Annotated in this window: 16 protein-coding genes; 7 read left to right on the forward strand and 9 right to left on the reverse strand. The window is 61.6% G+C overall.

Going from position 1 to position 19,646, the window contains the following annotated elements; translation table 11 throughout:
• Positions 1-3: 3 nt before the first annotated feature.
• The 9 genes from AWH62_RS08200 to AWH62_RS08240 all read right to left on the reverse strand — a co-directional run bounded on the left by AWH62_RS08200 (position 4) and on the right by AWH62_RS08240 (position 13,483).
• Positions 4-1,341: an MFS transporter gene (locus tag AWH62_RS08200; protein WP_075190000.1), complete on the reverse strand. Its 1,338-nt coding sequence runs from the start codon at positions 1,339-1,341 to the stop codon at positions 4-6.
• Entirely contained in the window at positions 1,341-1,733 is a 393-nt protein-coding gene (locus AWH62_RS08205; RefSeq protein WP_083635084.1) for a cupin domain-containing protein, read from the reverse strand. Before AWH62_RS08205 ends, AWH62_RS08200 begins: the two co-directional genes overlap by 1 nt.
• A gap of 3 nt (positions 1,734-1,736) precedes the next feature.
• Positions 1,737-3,902: an alginate lyase family protein gene (locus AWH62_RS08210; RefSeq protein WP_075190001.1), complete on the reverse strand. Its 2,166-nt coding sequence runs from the start codon at positions 3,900-3,902 to the stop codon at positions 1,737-1,739.
• Positions 3,899-6,121, reverse strand: coding sequence for a polysaccharide lyase 6 family protein (locus AWH62_RS08215; RefSeq protein ID WP_083635085.1), 2,223 nt, complete (start codon positions 6,119-6,121; stop codon positions 3,899-3,901). The genes AWH62_RS08210 and AWH62_RS08215 overlap by 4 nt, the downstream gene beginning before the upstream one ends.
• 115 nt (positions 6,122-6,236) lie before the next feature.
• Positions 6,237-6,998 carry a FadR/GntR family transcriptional regulator gene (locus tag AWH62_RS08220; protein ID WP_075190002.1) on the reverse strand — a complete coding sequence of 254 codons (762 nt, stop codon included), beginning with the start codon at positions 6,996-6,998 and terminating at the stop codon, positions 6,237-6,239.
• 214 nt (positions 6,999-7,212) lie between these two features.
• Entirely contained in the window at positions 7,213-10,221 is a 3,009-nt protein-coding gene (locus AWH62_RS08225) for a TonB-dependent receptor (RefSeq protein WP_198928877.1), read from the reverse strand.
• A 421-nt stretch (positions 10,222-10,642) separates the two neighbouring features.
• Positions 10,643-11,248 carry a response regulator gene (locus AWH62_RS08230; protein ID WP_083635086.1) on the reverse strand — a complete coding sequence of 202 codons (606 nt, stop codon included), beginning with the start codon at positions 11,246-11,248 and terminating at the stop codon, positions 10,643-10,645.
• Between the two features lie 31 nt (positions 11,249-11,279).
• Positions 11,280-12,851 carry an ATP-binding protein gene (locus AWH62_RS08235; protein WP_075190004.1) on the reverse strand — a complete coding sequence of 524 codons (1,572 nt, stop codon included), beginning with the start codon at positions 12,849-12,851 and terminating at the stop codon, positions 11,280-11,282.
• Between the two features lie 77 nt (positions 12,852-12,928).
• Complete coding sequence (locus AWH62_RS08240) at positions 12,929-13,483, reverse strand: heme NO-binding domain-containing protein (RefSeq protein WP_075190005.1); 555 nt, start codon at positions 13,481-13,483, stop codon at positions 12,929-12,931.
• Between the two features lie 253 nt (positions 13,484-13,736).
• Between AWH62_RS08240 and AWH62_RS08245 the strand changes: the two genes are divergently transcribed.
• From AWH62_RS08245 to AWH62_RS08275, 7 genes are all read left to right on the forward strand, one after another.
• Positions 13,737-14,090 carry a hypothetical protein gene (locus AWH62_RS08245; RefSeq protein WP_143742983.1) on the forward strand — a complete coding sequence of 118 codons (354 nt, stop codon included), beginning with the start codon at positions 13,737-13,739 and terminating at the stop codon, positions 14,088-14,090.
• A gap of 1 nt (position 14,091) precedes the next feature.
• Positions 14,092-14,955, forward strand: coding sequence for a CsgG/HfaB family protein (locus AWH62_RS08250; RefSeq protein WP_075190007.1), 864 nt, complete (start codon positions 14,092-14,094; stop codon positions 14,953-14,955).
• Between the two features lie 2 nt (positions 14,956-14,957).
• Positions 14,958-15,917, forward strand: a complete 960-nt coding sequence (locus AWH62_RS08255; protein WP_075190008.1) for a hypothetical protein — start codon at positions 14,958-14,960, stop codon at positions 15,915-15,917.
• An 83-nt stretch (positions 15,918-16,000) separates the two neighbouring features.
• Positions 16,001-16,381: a response regulator gene (locus tag AWH62_RS08260; protein ID WP_075190009.1), complete on the forward strand. Its 381-nt coding sequence runs from the start codon at positions 16,001-16,003 to the stop codon at positions 16,379-16,381.
• A complete protein-coding gene (locus AWH62_RS08265; RefSeq protein WP_075190010.1) occupies positions 16,378-17,154 on the forward strand; it encodes a YaiO family outer membrane beta-barrel protein in 777 nt (258 codons plus the stop codon). The genes AWH62_RS08260 and AWH62_RS08265 overlap by 4 nt, the downstream gene beginning before the upstream one ends.
• An 8-nt stretch (positions 17,155-17,162) precedes the next feature.
• Positions 17,163-17,846 (forward strand): HEAT repeat domain-containing protein, encoded by a 684-nt coding sequence (locus AWH62_RS08270; protein WP_083635087.1) that lies wholly within the window; start codon positions 17,163-17,165, stop codon positions 17,844-17,846.
• Positions 17,837-19,270, forward strand: coding sequence for a glycosyltransferase (locus tag AWH62_RS08275; protein WP_083635088.1), 1,434 nt, complete (start codon positions 17,837-17,839; stop codon positions 19,268-19,270). The genes AWH62_RS08270 and AWH62_RS08275 overlap by 10 nt, the downstream gene beginning before the upstream one ends.
• Positions 19,271-19,646 lie beyond the last annotated feature (376 nt).

The raw sequence follows: 19,646 nt of genomic DNA on the forward strand, positions 1-19,646 counted from the left end.
CCGTCAGGCTTTCGCGTTTTTCGGCTTGAGGGGTTCGATACGGCCGCACACGACCCAGACGCTCACAAGCGCAAGCAGGGCGAGACCGGCACCGATAATGAAGGCGGGCGTGTAGTTGCCGCCGAAGGTCAGCCACGGCACGAGATAGGTCAGACCAGCCGCCCCGAGTTTCGCAGCCATGCCCGCAAAGCCCGCCAGCGTGCCGACCGATTTCCCGCTCAGGAAATCGCTCGCGAGGGTTTGCACATTGCCGATCGCTGTCTGGAAGCCGAACAGGATCGCGGCCATGATCAGAACCGCGACCACGGGATTGGCTGCCTGCGACATTGCCAGAAGACAGGGCAACATGATCAGGCACCCCAGCGTGATCGTCAGCTTGCGGGCGCCGTCGACGCTCCAGCCCGCCTTGATCCGGTTCTGCGCCAGAAGGCCGCCGAACCAGGCCCCGAACATGGCGCCGACATACGGAACCCAGCCATAGATGCCGATCTCCCGAACATTGAAGCCGTAAACTTCGGACAAGTAGATCGGTATCCAGAAGACAAATAGCCACCAGATCGGATCAATCGCGGCCGACGCGATGATCACGCCCCAGCTCTGCCGACGCGACAACAGCTCGACCGTTCCCGGCGCGTAACCGTCCTCTTCGCGCGCCGGTTCGGCGCCCTGGCTCTCAGGATCGGCAGGCTCCGTGTCCGCAGGCTTTTGGCCAGTGAGGATGTACTGCCGCTCCGCTTCGGTCACCCAAGGGTGTGATTTCGGCGGCGACTTGACGAGGACCATCCAGGGGACCAGCCACAGCATGCCCGTCAGGCCGATGATGATGAAGATGATGTGCCAGTCAAAGAACACCGACAGGAAGGCGATGAGCGGGATCGACACAATGCCGCCAATCGCGGCACCGGAGTTGAAGATGCCCTGCGCAAGTGCGCGCTCCCGCGTCGGGAACCATTCGGCATTCGCCTTTGTCGCGCCCGGCCAGTTACCGGCCTCGGCGACACCCAGGATAGCGCGGAACAGGGCAAAGGATGCCAGGCCACGCGCGAAGGCGTGAGCGGCCGTCGCCAGCGACCAGACGGCGATGGACAGGGCAAAACCCATCCGGGTGCCGATCCAGTCGAATATCTTGCCGAAGATTGCCTGGCCGAACGCATAGGCGAATACGAAGATGACCGAGATGAGGGCGTATATCTCCTTGCGCTGATCCTCGGTCCGGTCCGGATAGAGTTCTGCCGAAATTTCGGGCCACAGCACATTCAGTGATTGCCGGTCGATGTAATTGATCACGGTTGCGAGCGCGACGAGCGTGACAACCCACCAGCGAAGACGGGAAATTTGCATCAGACGCCTCCCCGGTTCGGGATAAAATCCTCACGCGCGGGTGAGAACACGTCGATCAGCACGCCGGCTTCAAGGCAGACGGCCCCGTGCGGGCTCTGCGACGGGACAAAAAAGCTGTCACCCGCCGACAGGACCTGCTCCTCATCACCGACCGTGACCTTGAATGTTCCGGATTCGACGTAGGACATCTGGGTGTGGGGGTGGGCGTGCATTTCACCGACGGCGCCTTCGGAAAACCAGACCCGGGCGCCCATCAGCGCATCGCCATAGCCGAGCAATTGGCGACGGATACCCGGAGCCACCTGTTCAGCTCCGGCGGGATCCGCTTTGACGAAATTGGGTGGGGCATCATGGACGGTCCGATCAACCGATCCTGCTTGTGCTGACAGCATTTCTCACTCCCGGAAAATATTGTAGGCCCCGGTCCATTCGTATCGATGGCCGTCGGCGTTTATTGTGTGGACCCCGTCCTGGAGGTCATGGGAAAGACCAACGCTGACGCGCTGACCTGTACGGAACTCGATCTGGACTATCGTCGCGGTTTCGCTCTCGAACGTACGGATGTCGGCGATGCCGCTTTCACTCGCGACCGTGACTTCACTGGCCGGGTCGTAGAGTCCGTGCGGTTCGATCACCGAAATGAACCTGGCCTGCCGGGCGCCCGGAACACGCAGCAGGATTCCCTGCTGGGTCCGCAGGTTGAAGTCAGGGTCATTCGCCCCAGTACGGACAATGCGGGCCTCAACAGCCTCGCTGACACGCGCGTGATAGGTATAGAAGCGGTTTTCGGTCAGCCAAGTGAAACGGGCCTGTCCGCTCGCAACATCGGCGCGGGCCTCGACCCACAAATGTTGATAGCCATTGGCCGTGCCAAGCGCCGTTTGCTGTCCGGTGAAACGCTCGAACCGGGCATCGAAATCGGTCAGCTGTCCCGCAAAATAGATCGGAAAATCGATCTGCGACGCTGTCGGCGCGTCGACATCAAAGATATCGACCACGAATGGGCGGGCGCGATCAGCGACCGAAATCTGAAAGGTTGTCCGGGTGAGCGTGGTGTCGGGATAAGCATCGGCAATACTCGCCGATACGACATTGACGCCATCAAGTTGCTCGAACAATGAGACCGTCGGCCAGCTCGCCTGACCGCGCCGCCAATCACCGTCGTGATGGCTGACTTCGTCCAGAACCACCGTGTTGTGAGCGATTGTCTGCCGCGCCCAGGAACTGTTTTCAGGCAGGTAGCGGCCACCGTCCTTTGACGGCACGTTCAGGAAACGCGCGGCACCGTAATCGGTCAGTATCTCGTGGCCGCCGTCATAGAGAATGAGAGACAGCTTGTCGAAATGGCCGTGCCCCATTCCCTGACCGGTATGTTTGGCCACAACGGTCTGCGCCAGCTCACCCTCGCCCATGCGCAGGATCGCAAGGCCGCCCTGGTCGCCATCAGGTCCATCGCGAAGAAGGCGGGTGTCGAAATCGAACGGCGTGGCAGCGCCAGCATCGAGGTCTGTCGCAACCACCAGCCCATCACCGGTCAGAACGGTTGCGCCCTGTCGCTGCGCGATCGAGAGCAGACCGGTATCGCCGGTCAGCGCATAGGCGGCGGCGACGCCGTAAACGACCTCAATCGTGTCGAGTCCCTTTTCCCGGATCGCGTCATTGATCGGGAAAAAGCGGCCACCATAGCTTTGCTGGATCGTGGCGAGGATCGCCTCCAGGAGAATGCCGTCGCGATGTTCGAAAATGCCGCGTTCCGGTTCGTTGTTGTGAACCGCCTGTCCAAACAAGACGAAGGGCATCAGGGCATAGCGCTGGTAGTACGGCCCCTCGGTATAATAACCATCCGGCGAGAAAAGTTGATCGAGCTGAGCCAGAAATCCCGCGCGTCCATCAAGGTCCAACCCAAGCAAGGCACGCTCGACCAGGGCCGGGTCGTCCAGCGCATAGCCGGTCATACCGACAGCCGCAGCGGCCCAGGTGCCGTGGTTGTGGATGCGCTGGAAGGTTTGGGGCGACTCTGTGGACAGGAATTCCGCCATCGGCCGAAGCAGGTCGGCCTCAATGCGAACGCGCGACTCGTCAGACAAGGCGCTCCGGATCGCGTCATAGCCCTGGATCGAATAGACCAGCCAGACAGCCTCATTCAGGCTCTGCCAGAACAGGCGGCCAGGCGCTTGGTTACGGCGCTCGGGATGCAGGGGCAGATCGCCATACATGTCGGCATAGGCCAGCAAATATGCTTCGGCGTGCTCGAGATATCGGCGATCCCCCGTGATGGCGAACAATAGTCCGGCATCGTGGATGATCTTGTAGTTTTCCTTGTGTCGTTCGTGCGAGTATCCGCCGCCCGGATCGGTGGGTTCCGGCACAATCAGGCCCGCCCCGATACTGGTCTCGACACGCCTGACAGCAGCGTCATGCGCATGTTGAATCAAGGGCGGCAGCGTTTCCGCGCGCTCGAAAGCATCAACGCCTGCTTCGGTCAGGATGAGGTTCGGTTGGGCCGAGGCACAGGCGGGGATTCCCAAGAGGGCGGCGGCGAGGCCGAGCGCCCGGATCATTGGGGGGCTCCGGCCAGATTCGCCTCGAGAACCTCGCCATTGACACCCCGCAAGTTCAAAACCGCCTGGTCATCGGCATCATTGCCACCAATTTCGAACGGCCAGCCCAGAACCCGGCGACGGATGTCAAAGACGCCCGACATGGCAATCCTGTTATTGGTCAGGTGCAGCTGGTCAATACCGTCCAGAGACAAGGCCGCAGCGCCCTGCGCGACGCCATCAAGGACGGAGTCGGTCAGACTGAAGCGGGGCCCGAACGTGCTTTCGTCGCGCCCTTCCCGGCCGAAGCGTATCAGCGGCCCGGCGAGCGACGCCAGATCACTGTTCTCCACCCTGATTTCATCCGCGAGATACCAGCCGTCCAGGCCCTCGCCGCTCAGCTCGATCAGGGAACCCGGCCAGTTCTTGACCTGCAGGCGATCAATGATGACGACGCGGGCGAAGGTGGCATTGTCGGCGGCGATAAACGGGCCGACGCGGTCGGTTCGACTCGTGGCAAGCGCCACATTCTCGACATGCAGGCGATAGGCGCCGCGATACTGCTCGCCCACCGCATGGATCAGTGCCGTCTCGGCGCTCGATTGGGTCAGGCTCACATTGCGCAAGGTCAGCTCGCCGCCGGCCTGAAGCAGGAACAGGCCCGCCTCCGACGCTATCAGGTCCACACCATCACCACCTTCGATCGTGATCGGCTGAGTGATCAGAATGGGCGAGGACACGGTGACGTCGCCATCGGCGATACGGACGATGTCGCCGGGTTCGGCGCTGCTGATTGCCTCGACCAAAGCGGCCTCACTTGCCTCGACCTCGAGAACCGAACCGACCTGTTGTATCTGAGCCGGTTTTTCATAGTGCCGCGGCCCGGTCGCACTGCGCGCAATTGGCTGCAGGTCACGCGGAGCACCGACCCCGTCCTCGACGGCGTCGCCTTGCATGTAGATGAGGCCGTTGTCGGCACGCGCGAGCGAGAAGTCGGCTATCGCCGCCGAGCCAATGACGTCGAAACGTCGATTGTTCGAGACATTGTCGGCGAACCGGATCCCCGCCACATCATCAAAAATGGCAACCGGCTCGTGCTCGTCAGAGAGCAAGATGTTGCGACTCATTTCACTGTTGACCGGAACGGCACTGCGCTCATCATCGCTGCCAACCGCAAAACCAAGCTCCAGCACGTCGACAAAGCTATTGTTTTGGATTTGGGCGTTATCAACTTGGTGGTAGCGGTTCTCCGGCGAGTTCGGGACGCCGTTCATGACAACAAGCGCGCCCAGGAATTTGCGGCCGCGCAAGCCTTCCAGGTAGTTGTCGCGAACGATCTGGTTGTCGTTGATGACGCGGATACCGCCGGTATCGGAGACGCCGTTTCCGAAGAAGATGTTGCGCGACACTTCATTGCGCCCGCCGTGACGGAAGACGACTGAGCCACGGGACTCGTAGAACACGTTCTCGGAGATCAGATTGCCTTCTGACTTGATCGAGATGATTTCCACCTCGCCGTCACAACGGTCGAAATAATTCTGCCGCACGACCGTACCGGAATTGACCCGGGAGTATTGACTGACCCCGATCCGCAAGGTCTCGCCGCCATTACCGCCAAGCGGTGGGCGTGGTCCGAAATAATTGCGTTCGATCACGTGATTATTGTTCTGGCTGCCTTCAGAATTCAGCCGCACGACCATTGTCGGCCCACGGTTGGTTTTTCCGACAAAGGCATTGCGGTCGATACGATTATTCCGACCGTAGACCACGACCCAGGAGTCCTGGGTCTCGCGATCCGGTTGATTGTAGTTTTCGATCACCGTCTCGACCAAGCGCGTATGGTTCGCGAGCGTCTGACTGTCACGCCGGAAAGAAATCACCTCGCTCGTCGGCGAATAGCCGTCCCGAAAGGTCAGTCCCCAAACGACCAGATGTTCGCCGCCGATCCGCAAATTGGACTGGCCAGTCAGTATGACCGCGCCCGGCGTCTGGGCCATCAGATAGATCGGCGCATCGACCGTGCCGGTCGCCTCGAAAACAATTTCGAAGTCTTCCCAGACTCCATCGGCAAGCACGATCCGGTCACCGGGCTGCACCCGGTCAAGCGCTGCCTCATAGGCCTGGCGGTCGGTAACGAGGAAGTCGGTGGCACTTGCCCCGCCCGGCAAACCTATCAAGGCCAAAAACACGAGTGCGACGCTGCGCACCAGCCACGATGGGCCGAGTCGGATCGGGGTCATGCTTCCTCCACTTGGCTTCTATTGATGAAGCTTCAGCGGAGAGCATAACCACCCCGGACCAAGCGGACAAGATATTTCACAGTCCAATTTTGATAAAATGGCCTAGTCAATTGGCCTATGCGTTCTGCGGGACGGTTTCGCCATTGCCGAGATAGCGCTCACGGGCCTCGCTGGTGCGCCGACGCGCCTCTTCGATCGCCTTTTGCTCGGCCGTGTTGAGCATCGCCTCCACGATACAGGCGAAATGGCGTCGCATCGCCGCCCGCGCCTTCTCGGGGTCCCGCTCCCGCAAGGCGAGAGCGATGTCCCGATGCTCCGACAGGCGCATTTCCGGAGAAATTCCGCAAATGGAATCATACGCATTCCGGATCTCATCGATCTCGGTCCGAAACCGCCACAGGCGTTCAATCATATCGATGATTGCCGCATTCTTGGATGCCCGGGCGATCGTCAGGTGGAATTCCCGATCCGCATCCTGGTGCAACGCCTCGTCATTCTCACTGTCATCCGACATTTTCGAGACCAGTCGATCAAGCTGCTCCAGCTCTTCGTCGGTGATCATCGTGGCGGCCAAGGCGGCCGCCTCGCTTTCAATAAGCGTCCGGGCCTGGGTCAACTCGAAAGCCTCGATTGTCGGCAGCGCATCGCTGGACGGGGTTGCCGGAAGCACTTTCGCGCCGGAACCGGTGCGAACCTCAATCCGTCCCTGGGCCTGCAGCGCAATCTGCGCTTCGCGTACCGTGACACGGCTCACGCCCAGCTGGGTCGCCAGATCCCGCTCACCGGGCAAACGGCTGCCCGGCGGAAATTTGCCTTCGTCAATCAGGGCAATGATGCGGCGGGCAATCTGATTATACAGGCGCTTGTCTGTGGTCATTGTGGTGAGTGCCGTTTCTGATCGTTCTTGAAATTTGACCTGGTCGGATAGACCTCGGAAAAATCATAGCATTATCCAAATTGGACTACAAATTTTCCAGGCCATATTCACAAATGAAGCGGCGCCCCGCTGGTGCCCGGACAAGCCGGGCACCAGGAGACGCCGAAGTTCCCTTGAGGGTAAGGGTATTGTTGAGGTGGTCGCGACGCTTCGATCAGAAACGTCCCCGCACACCGAAATAGATACGCGGCCCATAGACATTGACTTCCGCGAAGTTGTCCTGGGTCGGGTTGTACTGGACACGCGGCTCATCAAAGATGTTGATCGCCTCAACGCTGACGCGAACAGCGTCATTGATCTGGTAAGAGGCCCGCGCTTCGTAAATGCCACGCTCATCAATGTAGCGCAGATTACCCGGCGTCGCGATGAACTGCTGGAAGTAGCCACTGCGATACTTGTAGACCCCCTGCAGATCGAGATCACCGATGCTGTAGTAAAGCTGCGCCGACGCGACATGCTCCGACAGGCCGGGAACATTGGCAGGCGCGACGATGCCAACCCGTTCGATCTCGCTGCCATCGGCGGCGATGATGGTCGATGCACCGAAAACAGCATCCTCAAACTCGAAATCAGAGTCGGCGTAGTTGTATCCGACCCGGAAGCCGAGACCGCTCCAGGCACCCGGCAGATAGCTGAAGGAGTGCGCAGCCGAGATTTCAAAGCCTGAAATCGTGCTCTCCTCACTGTCCACCGCCTGGGTCGTGACAACAGCCTGGAGGTCCTGCCCATCGACCGTGAATGTCTCCACCTGTCCGACGTTTGTGAAACCACCATTGAAGCTCTTGTAATAGACCCCGAAGGCCAGAATGGTGTCTTCGTTGGGATACCATTCGAGCGCCGCGTCATAATTCCACGACATCAGAGGGTCGAGCTCCGGATTTCCGAAGCCGGTGACCTGGGCGATGACATCGGCCACGTCGGTCGATCCGCCGTCATTGTCGATGCTGCTCGAGAAACTGCGCCCCACACCCAGATCGGACGGATCCGGCCGCGACAGCGCACGGTAGATGCCACCGCGCAACAGCACGTCTTCGCGCAGCTCGACCACCAGGTTCGCGCTCGGCAGAACCTCAGTGTAGCTGTGATTGGCCGTGATCTCGATGAGGTTGCTATTGTCGACGCCGATGCCGGTGATGACATTGGCCCCGTCGCGATCAAGCGTCAGGGATCCGCGATAGCCATTCGACGTCACTTCCGTATCCACGACACGAACACCGAAATTACCCCGGACCGGCAGTTCACCCATTTCGCCGGCGAAGTCAGCCTGCAGATAGGCAGCGATCGTTTCTTCTGCAACATCAACAATCTGGAGCGGATTTTGACCGGTACCCATTTCAGCCGAGGTCAAAAACACATCGCTCGCATCCGGGATATTCGGTGCACGACCCAGGATGGCCTCGGCGAGGCAAAGCGGGTCGAAAGTCACCCAGGAATTGCCCGTTCCATCGGTGATAACATTCCCGGCACTGTCGACATTCGTGATCAGCGGGCCGTCCACGACGTCAGAAAGAAAATCATTCTCCGGGAAAACGCTGTTCATGCAGGCCGCGCTGGCAGCGGCACCATCACCGACAGACAGCGGGCTGCCATCGCTCTCGCGGCGGACGCGAGGCACGGAGTCATATTCCAGCGTCGAATGCCGGACGCCACCCCTGACATTGGTGATGAAACCATTGTCCCACAGATAGTCGAAATCAGCCCGGAACGCTTCGATGCTGTTGTTGCGGAACTGGTTGAGATCTTCCCGGGTACGCGGGCCGACATCGAAATTAGCCGGGTCGGTGACATCAAAGTCCCCGAAGACGAAACGTTGCGCATCGTCCTCGACGATAATTCCGACGAATACATCCTCGGACCCGGTGTCACCGTCCGTGTCACTGCGCAAGCGTGACTGGATGATGTTCTCGCGCCGCATCGTTTCCGAATACGAGTAGTCGGCCGAAATCGTCAGGTCGTCGGTCAACTGGTATTCGGCCGCCAATCCATAGCCGGTGTATTCCTCGATGCGCTCCATATAGTGCGAGCTGACTTCCGCGCCGTCATAGGTCGTGCCGCCCAGAAAAGCGCCGGTAGAACTCACGGACAACGGGACGATCTCACCACTTTCGCCGACATTCAGGACCGAATTACCGTCGATCGTCAGGTCACTGCGCAGTTCGGTGAACTCGCGATCGGACTGCTGGAAGTCGACATTGATGTCCCAGCGCGCATTCGGCTGCCATTGGGCCGCGAAGAAGATCGAGTCGCGCGCATCATCCGTGATGTTCTGGCGGAAATGGCGCTGGCTCGGAACGAAGACGAAGGGCGTATTGGCATCTGGTGCCACACCGGTTGCGGGATCGATCTCAAGGACCAAGTCACCGCCACCCCCATCACAGTTTTCATCCGGGTCGCCGAGACTGTCGACACCGAAATTGTCGCTGTTGGGGTCACCGGAAACAACATTCCGGCAATCGCGGAATGCGCTCGTCGTCCGCGCCTCTTGTTCCGGATTGGTCGAGCGGTTGCTCTGATATCCAAAGGACAGGCCGAATTCACCCGCACCGGTCTCCCAGCTGTCGACGAAGCTGAGCGTCGCCCGGTGGCCAATGCCGCGCTCGCTGATGTTCAAGTCCGCATTGTCCGGATTATAATTGCCCTTCAGCTCAAGCTGAAGCCGGCTCCGGCCATAATCGATCGGACGCAGGGTCGAGAGCGAAATCTGACCCGACACGCCCCCCTCGATGAAGCTGGCCTCCTGCGTCTTGTAAACGGCAAGGGAATTGAACAATTCCGACGGAAACTGGCTGAAATTGACCGAGCGATCGCCACTCCCATTCGCCGCCTCGCGACCATTGATCACGGTCGAACCGAGATAGGGACCGAGGCCCCGGATCGAAATTTCGGTCGCGCCGCCTTGCTCGATATGGGACGCCGCGCTTGTCAGCGTCTCAAGCGCCTCACCGATCGACAGCGCCGGCAGATCACCGATGTCGTCGGCCGACAGTGCCTCGACAACCGTGTCAGCGTTCCGCTTGGTCTCGATCGAGTCCTGAATGGTCTGGCGAATTCCCTGGATGACAACAACGTCTTCGACTTCGTCGTCCTGAGCAAAGGATGGCGCCGAGAATGCGGCAACCGCACCACCCAGCATAAGGGCACGCGCCCACCGAGAGCGCGACAAGCGGCGCTCCTTCCCTGATTTAAGCATATTCACTCCCCTTAGGTTTTTTTGTAGTCCGATTGGGAGACAAAAATCAGATGCTGTCAACCATTTTACTAGGCCATTTTGCAAATTCGGTATATTAAATTGGTATATCAAATAGAAGAAATTGGACTTACCACTTTGCACGGCGCCCATTCCGGATGCTGATGAACGCGCGTGATCGTCCGACATTGCCGAGATCATGGCAGTGCTGTCAGACAGAAGCGGAGACGTCTTGGCAGACCGAGCTTTTGTAGACTGTGGTCCACAAGGCGCGGCCACTCGACCAACACGGCGGAGCGGCTGTCCTTGACCATAAGCCGGTCCGACAGCCTCGAAGGCTCCGAACCGACTCAATCGGCGCAACGCCAAGCCCCTCGGACGTTGCCGCGTCGGCGTCTCAGGCCAGGAGGCCGGCCTGGATGGCCTTGACGACAACCTCGGTCCGGTTGCGGGCCTCCAGCTTCAGGGCAAGGGATCGCAGATGGAGCTTCACCGTTGTCTCCTGAATGTCGAGACTGCGGGCGATTTCCTTGTTGGCCTCGCCGCGCTGCAGGCAGAACAGGACTTCGCGCTCTCGCGGAGTCAGCGGCGCCGGCGCGTTTTCCGGGTCGGTTGTGTGATGGATGGGCGAAAAGACCTGACCGGCAAGGATGAGCCGGACGGCCGCGACCAGACCGTCGGCCGGCATGGTTTTCGGGATGAAACCCCGGGCACCATTCTCCAGCAACATCTGCACCTCCATCGGCGCAGCCATCCCGGACAGGATCGCGACCGGCTGGTCGCCATGCCGCTTCATCAGATCCCTGACATCCTGAACACCGGCAATCCCGGGCATTCTGAGATCCAGCAGGACGAGGTCATATCGGCTGCCGTCAGAAAGAATGCGCTCGACCTCATCGCCGGACCGCACCAGTTCGACTTCGACATCGGGAATATCGTTTTCGAGCAAGGACCGGACAGCGTCGAGGACGAGATCATGATCGTCGGCAATCAGAATTTTCATGCTCAGTTTCCTGTGTTCAGACCTGGCCACCCTAGTCGGCCACCGGCGCTCCGATAGTATCGACCAGATCGTCGAGTGTAGCCGGTTTGGCAAGCGTAGCGGCGAGTCCGGCCGGCAGCGGTGGCTGCAGCGCGCCTGAACACATCACGATACGTGTATCCGGGCGGATGGCGAGCAAAGCGCGCACCAGTTCATCGCCTGACATTTGCGGCATCCGGCGATCTGTAACCACCACGCCAAACGCTTTGGGCGCGGCCCGGAAAACCTTCAGTGCCTCGACAGGGTCTGTAAAGCCGACCGGGTCCCAGCCCGCGCGCCTGGCCGCCTCGCAGACGAAATTCATCAAGGTCTCGTCATCATCCACGACGAGGGCACCCGTCGCATGATTGACCGCACCCTCACTGTCGTCAGCCGCAGCCGGTACAGCGATTTCTGCGACCTGAAGCGGCAGGTCGACCACAAAGACCGTGCCTGCGGCCGGACGGCTATAGGAGGCGACACAGGCTTCCTGGCCGGTCAGCAGTGCGTCGATCGTGGCCAGGCCCAGCCCGCGCCCACGCCCCTTGCTGGACTGAAAGGGTGTGAACGCCTGGTCGAGGGCCTCCTGTGGCATGCCATTGCCATCATCCTGCACCACAAGACGCGCCGCCGGGTAGTGGCGGAGTTCGCCGCGGTGATTGATCGCTGACGGCTGGAATGGCAGGTCAATCGGCCCGGCCTCGTCAATACGCAGGGTCCGCACGGTGACCGTTCCGCTTGTCCCGAGCGCCTCGCGGGCATTCTTCACCAGATTGGCGATAAGACGGGCGAACAGGGTGGGGTCGGTTTCGCAAACGAGCCGCTCGTCATTGGCGACGAGTTCGAGACGATGGGGCGCCGTGAACTGGTTGGACATCATCTCCACGACGTCCCGAACAATCTCGTCGATGGCCCGCGCTTCCCGCACCGGGGTGGCATCAAACGTCATCAAATCGTCGACCAGATCATTGGCCTGGCTGCACGACGTCACGATGCGGTCAAACATCAACGCGTCTTTGGGCGATGTATTGCTGTTCCGCAACAGACGTGCCGACGCATTGATCGCGGTCAGGATATTGGCGAAGTCGTGCGCGACAGACGAGGCCATCCGCCCCAGCGCATCGCGGCGCTCTGCATCGGCCAGCATGGCCTGCAGCTGTTCGCGCTGGCTCTCGCGACGCTTGTCGATGGCAATGTCGCGCGAGACACAGAGTATGCCGCCGTCAGAAAGCGCCGTCAGGGAGAGGCTCTGATGGACTGCCGAGCCATCCTGAGCGCGCCCCGTTGCCTCGCCGCGCCAATATCCGTCGCGCGTGAAGGCGGGCATGACCTCGCGTTCGAAGACGGACAAAACCTCATCATCGTAAAGGGTCGTCCATGGGCGCCCGAGACAATCGTCCACACTGGCATAGCCGAACATGCCGGCATGCATCGGATTCATATAGGTAAAAATTCCGGCCGCGTCGGCAATCGCGACACCATCGGCTGAGACATCGATGGCTGTGCTCAGCCGCTGCACCTTGGCGGTCTCTTCACTCAGACGTTCCTTGGCTTCATAGAGGCTTGCCGACTTGGCTTCGAGCACACGCTCGGCTTCACGGCGGGCGGCGGTTTCCCGGGCCAGCCGCCGTTCAAGCCTGCCAATCTGCTCGTCCTTGTCAGTCAGTGCTTTGTCCCCGACACGATCTCGAAGCGGGCTTCGCGCAACGGCTTGTCGGCGCTATCGGTCCTGTGAACGACATATTCGTCCGCTTTGCCATAGTGGTCCAGAGCGGCAAGGATCATGCCTTCGCAGAGATCGGCCATCGGACGGGTCGAGTGATAATCGACGACAAGGCGAGCATTGCCATCGCGCGCCGTGACCAGGATCTCAGGAACTTCCGCATCGGGATAGAGTTTGCGCACATCACGGTGGATGACGCCGTGGATGCGCTCCATCAAGTCGAACGGATGAATGATCCCCGGTTGCTCGTGCGAGGCGATCAGGGCCGCAAACAGTGAATTGCCGAAACCGACCAGAAGCTCACGGACCGACTGGCCGGTCAGCTCTGATGTCTTCCCGACCAGGGTCAACATTTCGGCATGATCGTAATAGCCGACACTGGTATAGGCCCCGCCGGACGGCAAGTCCGCTTGATCGAGCACCTTATCAACCAGAGCCTCGCCGAAAGCGGCTTCTGCGTGGTCGATGAACTGGCGAAAAACGACGCCCTTCATGTGTCTACCCTTCTTTTCAATCCCGACGCCATTGTCGCGCGAGCGGGCGCGAAGACAACCTGACCATTCGGACAGGTAGGGCGGACCCGGTTCAATCGGTCGGCCCGGCCTGACCAGGCGAACAGGTCCCCTGTCCGAATGGTCAGGTCAGCCTGTCCACCTGCCGCTGAGAATGGGCCACCTGGTCAATATCGCCGCCCGGCGCCGGCTGCCAACTTCGGATCAACAAACAGATGACCCCGAGGAGGCAGCCATGCCCATCGCCAGTTTCGCCCTTGCCGCCGCCCAAATGGCGAGCCCCGTCAGCCTGGACTCCGGATTTGCTGTCAACCAGGCAATGGGGTTCCAGCAGGATGCGCAAGGCAACCGGGTTGTGATCTCCGGCACCAGCCAGCTGTCGACGGGCACGTCCGGCGGTGGCACTCAGAGCCGGCTCATGCCCAGCTGGGGCGTGACCGCCACGACGAGCCAGGCGACCGCCATCGGCAATCTCGTCAGCGTCACGATCACCGGCAACAACAATACGGTCCAGCTCGACACCACCCAGATCAATCTCGGCAACCAGACCGCCATCGTCGGCGAGCTGCCGAACGGATCGGGGAATTAGGATGAGCTGGTTGCCCTCCCTCAAAGCCGGTGTGTCGGCGCTAACCCTGTGCGCCATGACCGGTTGCGCCAGCCTGTCCGGTGACTTCCATGACCACATGGCCGGCTATACCGGCGCCCGGGTCATCGACAATTCGACCGCCTATTCGCCGGACCTGGACTGCCTGGCCCGGGCCGCCACGGCGGGTCGCCCGCGGATTGCCGTCGGTGATGTCAACGACCTGACCGGGCGGTTTTCCTCGCTCGACGGAACGGTGGCGACCCAGGGTACGGCCTTGATGGTGATGTCCGCGCTGGACCGGGCGGGCTTCCCGCTCGCCGAACGCCTCGACACGCGGGTTGCCCAGCAAGAGCTGGAATTCGCGAACAGCCGTCTGATCGGGCCCGATGGCCAGCCGACACAAAACTACCGCCGGGTCATGGCGGGCTCCATCGCCGGGAGCGACTACATCATTCTCGGCGGTGTTACCGAACTGAACTTCAATCTGCATTCCGGCGTCGCGGAAGCCCGCATCGGACCGCTGATTGGCGGCCGTCGCCACTATGCGATGACCGTTGGCCTGGACCTTCGCCTGGTCGATGCGACTGACCTTCGTGTCATCGATATCGTCAGCCAGAGCAAGGTGATCCGCGGACACGAGATCCGCGCCGGCGTGTTTGAATTCATCGGCGACACGACGTTGGACATCGGCATGGGCGAACGCGTCCAGGAGCCGGTCCACACCGCCATCCGAACGATCGTCGAAAGCGCCGTTTTCGACCTCGTCTCAGGCCTTGCCGGCCCCGCCGCGCAAACCTGTTCAACCGCAGGGACAGCCGCGACCGGCACCCCTGTTTCCTTCCAGACCCCCACTTCCGGAGATTAATCATGAAACGGTCTGTTCTTCTCGCCACTGCCCTCGTGGCACTGTCCGGTCCCGCAGCTTTTGCTCAAGCGACCGATTCCCTCGTCGATGTCGATCTGGGCCTGGGCGATCTCGCCGACGCCACTGTTGATATCGGCGGTGACAACCTGGTGGATGCCGGCGTTGATCTCGGCGGCGCGGATATCCTCGACGCCACGATTGACCTGGGTGGCGAAAGCCTGGTTGACGCCAATGTCGATCTCGGTGGCAGCAATGAAGCCGCCTCAAGCGCCGTCGACTACGCTACGGGCCAGTCCAATTCCGGCAACCAGGACTCCTATCTGGACCTGATCGCGACCACCGTCGACGACGTCACCGGGACCTCCGCTGCGATCGGAAACTCCTACTCGCTCGAAGCGGCCGCAAATGTCGGCGCCGACCTGACCCAGGGCAATGAAGGCAATGCTGTTGCCGACGCCGATGCCGCCATCACCGCCATTGATACCGCGGCTATCACCGCGGCTGCGATCGGCAATACGGCATCCATCTCATCGCCCGCCTCGTTGATCAACATGACGGTTGACCAGAACAATCTCGGCAACCTGACCGCCGACCTGACCGCAGTGTCGGGCGACGTGACGGACGTCAGCATGACGGCCGCTTCAATCGGCAACTCGCTGTCGGTCGAAGTGCCGGGCGGCAGTTCGATCACCGCAGCGCAGCGCAATTCCGGCACCATGATTGCCGAACTCAACGGCTCGCTGGCCGGTTTCTCCGACGCTGCGGTCACCGCCGCTTCGATCGGCAATTCCTACAGCCTGACCAGCCTCAACAGCGCCATTGCCGGCAATGTCTCGAGCTCGGTCAATCAGTGGAACACGGCCGGCCAGCTGGCTGTGCTCAACGCGACCATCAGCTACGGCACCGACGCAGCCGCCACGGCGGCCGCTATCGGCAACTCCGTCAGCATCAACGTCGATTGAGCCAGCGGAAGGCGCCGGACCTCCCCCCCCCTTTTTGGGTCCGGCGCCTTTCAATCTTCACTTTCATACAGGGAAACATTGCGATGAAACCGATCCTGGTTGTCCAGAACGAGCCAATGATGACAACGCTGCTGTGCCACCGCCTGACCATGAATGGTCACTCGGTGCTCACCGCGATCGACGGCCGCTCCGCCCTCGACCTGGTCAGCTGGGCCCGCCCGAAACTGGTCCTTGTCGACATGGTGCTGCCGGACATGCGCGGACTCGAAGTGCTGTCGCGACTGAAGCAAGTTGCGGCCACTGCCGACGTGCCCGTCATGATGTTGCTGCCCTATGCCCATGAAGGCGATACGGTGGCCGCACTGGAGGGCGGGGCGCATGATTGCCTCGTCAAACCGATCCAGCCGCGCGAACTGGTTGCGCGTATCTCGGGTGCCCTGTCGCGCCAGAAGATCGCGGCATGAACATCCGGTCCTGCCTGATTGGCGGCCTGGCGCTGACCAGCCTGATGGCCGGTCCCGCCATGGCCCAGCCGGCGGCCGGCTTGACCGCTGATCTGGTGGTCGAGCAAGTCGCCCTGTCCCGAACCACACTGGACGACTGGTCTGGCGCCGGGCTGCAGCTGGGCTACCGCAATGCCGACAACCGCCTGACCTGGGGCCGCGCTGAATGGTCCCGTCGTTTTGGTGCGCAGGACCTGTTCCTGCAGGCCGGTCTGCAGGACCGACTGGCCGGCGGCGTCGCTTCGGTGGCGCTGGGCAGCGCATTCGGCGGCGATTTTCGCGAGGATATCGATTTGCGCCTCGCCTGGACCCGACCCGCCTGGCGGCCCGCTCAAGGCGCCGGCGGGACGGATTTCGACCTGACCGCGCGGTTCGCTGACTATGGCGACGGCGTGGTGACCGTGCTGGCACCCGGCCTTGTCCACTATCTGGCGGGTCGCGATGCCTGGCTTTCCGTCTCGCCGATTTTCGTGCGGGCTTCCGGTGGCGATTGGGAAAGCGGTCTCGCCCTGCGCGGCGACACGGCCCTGGGCGCGAAATGGCGGATCCGCGGCGGGCTGAGCCTTGCGCCCGATGTCGAGGCGGGCCGCGTGGCCCGGACCCGAAGTGTCGAGTTCGGCGTCCGCCGCGCCTTTGGACCGGACCGGGAAATCGGCTGGACCGTGTCGCAGGTCGACCGGTCGGGCAGCTATGCACGCACAGGCCTCGCCTTGTCCCTGCGCCAACGTTTCTGAGGACAATCATGCACTCGCTCGAATGGATATGGACGGCAGCAGTAGTCTTTTGCACGCTTGGGCTCGGCCTGGTGGCCAGCGCGGCAATCATCGTTCTGTTCGAGCGCTGGCAGGCGCCGGTGCGCGCCAGTCGGGATGCCTACCGCACCGCCTGTCTGCTGGATCACGTCGCCACTGGCGCAGCGCTGCCGCGGGTCAAGAGCCGCCGTTCTGCCCGGGCCTGGTCGCGCACTGCCCGTCAGCTGGCCGAGTTGCTGGCTGGCATGGAAGGCGACGCCCTGCGTCATTTGTCCGACCGCTTCGCCGCCCTGTCGCCGTCCCGCCAGCGGCCGCTCTGCCTGCCCACCGTTCGGGGCGACGCCTCTCTGGAACTGGCCATTGGCGATCTCGACAGGATGGCAACGTCTTCTTTGGTTGGTGAGCGACGAAGAGCTTTGCGTGCGCTGGTCTGGCGGGGCCATCCCGATGCCACGAAAACCTTTGTCCGTGCCTTGCGCGATGACGACGCCGAGGCACGAAGCCTCGCCTTGGCAGGCCTGGCCGATCTGCGTGTGACAGCCGCCGCCGACCGCATCGCCGAGATGCATAATGATCCGTCCTGGCGGGTGCGGGAGACCGCGCGTCGCGCCTTGCGGATGATCCATGAGCCTGCCCGCCAGGCCGAACAGTCAGGAGTGATCCAATGGATATGATCATCGATTTCTTTGTGTGGCCGGACGTCACATTCCCGGTCACCTTTCTCATCCTGGCCAGCGCCCTTTTCCAGGACACGCTCTACGCTGTGCTGATCGCGATCGCCGGTGTCACCCTGATGCGACGCCGCTTCGAACGGAATTCGCACAGATTGGTGCGTCGGATCGGCCAGGAAGCGCCGCGGGTCAGCATACTCGCGCCGGCCTATAATGAGGCCGAGACCGTGGTCGATTGCACCCGGGCCCTGCTGCGTCAGAACCACTCGAACTACGAAGTGATCGTGATCAATGACGGGTCGAGTGACGACACATTGAACCGGTTGGTGCGGGCTTTCGACCTGAAACCGGCAGACCGGGAATGTTCGGACCGCCTGGATTTCGCGCCGGTGCGCGGGGTCTATCACCGACCCGGACCGGTCCCGCTCTGGGTGATCGACAAGGTCAATGGCGGCAAGGCCGACGCCCTCAATGCGGGAATTGCCCATGCGTCCGGCAGCCTGTTCTGTGCCATTGATGCGGATTCCCTGCTGGAGGCCGACGCCCTGATCCGCACCAGCCAGCCCTTCCTCGACAATCCCGACACCGCTGCGGTGGCCGGCACGGTCCGTGTCGCCAATGGTTGTCGACTGCGGGAAGGCGCGGTCGAGGAAGCCGGCCTGCCGCGCCGTTTCCTGCCGCTCGTCCAGTCACTGGAATATCTGCGCGCCTTCCTGGTTGCCCGTTTCGCCCTCAGCGAACTGGGCGCCCTGATGATCGTGTCCGGCGCGTTCGGCATGTTCGATCGGAGCCGCGTGGTCGAGGTCGGCGGCTATGATCCCAGCACGGTCGGCGAAGACGCCGAGCTGATCGTCCGCCTGCACCGCGACGGTCGCGACAGCGACCGCCCCACCGCAGTGCGTTTCATTCCCGAACCGGTCTGCTGGACCCAGGTGCCCGAACGCCTGTCCGATCTGGCCGGCCAGCGCCGACGCTGGCAACGCGGCGCGCTGGAGACGCTATGGCGCCACCGCGATGCGGCCCTTCGCCCCGGCTATGGCCTGCCGGGAACGCTGGGACTTGGCAGCATGATCGTGATCGACGTGATCGGCCCCTGCCTGGAAGTGCTCGGGTATGTCCTAGCCTTTCTGCTCGCCGTGACCGGACAGATTTCCTGGAACTGGTTCGCCGCCCTGTTCGCCCTTGTGTGCAGCTTCGGTTTCCTGCTGTCGGCCTCAGCCATCCTGCTGCAGGAGATCGAATTGCGCCGCACCGCCTCTCTGAAAGCGATCAGCCAATTGCTGTTTGCCGCGGCTGTCGAGAATTTCGGCTATCGGCAGCTGAGCAATATCTGGCGCTTCGCCGGAACCCTCGATTTTCTCAAGGGCAGCAAACATTGGGGCCAAATCAAGCGCTCCGCCTTCGACACAACAGATGCGCCGACCTAGGCCGAGCCGGACACAGCGAACCGCTCGTCGCCGGCAGATGCCGCTTCGGACCCGGTTTTGCGACCTGGGGCGCACTGATGAGGACATGACCGAAGGCTTGCGGATAGCACCAACCGGTGAACAGCGTTTGGCGTTTGGCGGCCTTCGGCCTCGTTTCAAGGGGTCTCCCTCTCGGAAGTCCGTTCCAGTCTGCAAGGAATGGTGGCCGAGACATCGCAACCTTCGTGCACAGAAATTTCCGCGAAGGCGCGGAAACAGCTCGGGATTTGCGCGACGCCGTTTTATCTAATTGCTTCAGGAGGATATGTGGCGGTGACGTTAGACAAACGCCCCCCTGTCTCCGAAATCAACCATCGACCATAACGCAAGCGACAAC

Source organism: Maricaulis sp. W15 (genome assembly GCF_001924955.1).
GTDB lineage: Bacteria > Pseudomonadota > Alphaproteobacteria > Caulobacterales > Maricaulaceae > Maricaulis > Maricaulis maris.

What these genes read in the sequence shown, in the direction of transcription:
- AWH62_RS08230 (WP_083635086.1), bottom strand. Translation starts at nt 11,248, where the DNA reads ATGAAAATTCTGATTGCCGACGATCATGATCTCGTCCTCGACGCTGTC.
- AWH62_RS08210 (WP_075190001.1), bottom strand. Translation starts at nt 3,902, where the DNA reads ATGATCCGGGCGCTCGGCCTCGCCGCCGCCCTCTTGGGAATCCCCGCC.
- AWH62_RS08205 (WP_083635084.1), bottom strand. Translation starts at nt 1,733, where the DNA reads ATGCTGTCAGCACAAGCAGGATCGGTTGATCGGACCGTCCATGATGCC.
- AWH62_RS08215 (WP_083635085.1), bottom strand. Translation starts at nt 6,121, where the DNA reads ATGACCCCGATCCGACTCGGCCCATCGTGGCTGGTGCGCAGCGTCGCA.
- AWH62_RS08250 (WP_075190007.1), top strand. Translation starts at nt 14,092, where the DNA reads ATGAGCTGGTTGCCCTCCCTCAAAGCCGGTGTGTCGGCGCTAACCCTG.
- AWH62_RS08245 (WP_143742983.1), top strand. Translation starts at nt 13,737, where the DNA reads ATGCCCATCGCCAGTTTCGCCCTTGCCGCCGCCCAAATGGCGAGCCCC.
- AWH62_RS08200 (WP_075190000.1), bottom strand. Translation starts at nt 1,341, where the DNA reads ATGCAAATTTCCCGTCTTCGCTGGTGGGTTGTCACGCTCGTCGCGCTC.
- AWH62_RS08220 (WP_075190002.1), bottom strand. Translation starts at nt 6,998, where the DNA reads ATGACCACAGACAAGCGCCTGTATAATCAGATTGCCCGCCGCATCATT.
- AWH62_RS08240 (WP_075190005.1), bottom strand. Translation starts at nt 13,483, where the DNA reads ATGAAGGGCGTCGTTTTTCGCCAGTTCATCGACCACGCAGAAGCCGCT.
- AWH62_RS08275 (WP_083635088.1), top strand. Translation starts at nt 17,837, where the DNA reads ATGGATATGATCATCGATTTCTTTGTGTGGCCGGACGTCACATTCCCG.
- AWH62_RS08265 (WP_075190010.1), top strand. Translation starts at nt 16,378, where the DNA reads ATGAACATCCGGTCCTGCCTGATTGGCGGCCTGGCGCTGACCAGCCTG.
- AWH62_RS08260 (WP_075190009.1), top strand. Translation starts at nt 16,001, where the DNA reads ATGAAACCGATCCTGGTTGTCCAGAACGAGCCAATGATGACAACGCTG.
- AWH62_RS08255 (WP_075190008.1), top strand. Translation starts at nt 14,958, where the DNA reads ATGAAACGGTCTGTTCTTCTCGCCACTGCCCTCGTGGCACTGTCCGGT.
- AWH62_RS08270 (WP_083635087.1), top strand. Translation starts at nt 17,163, where the DNA reads ATGCACTCGCTCGAATGGATATGGACGGCAGCAGTAGTCTTTTGCACG.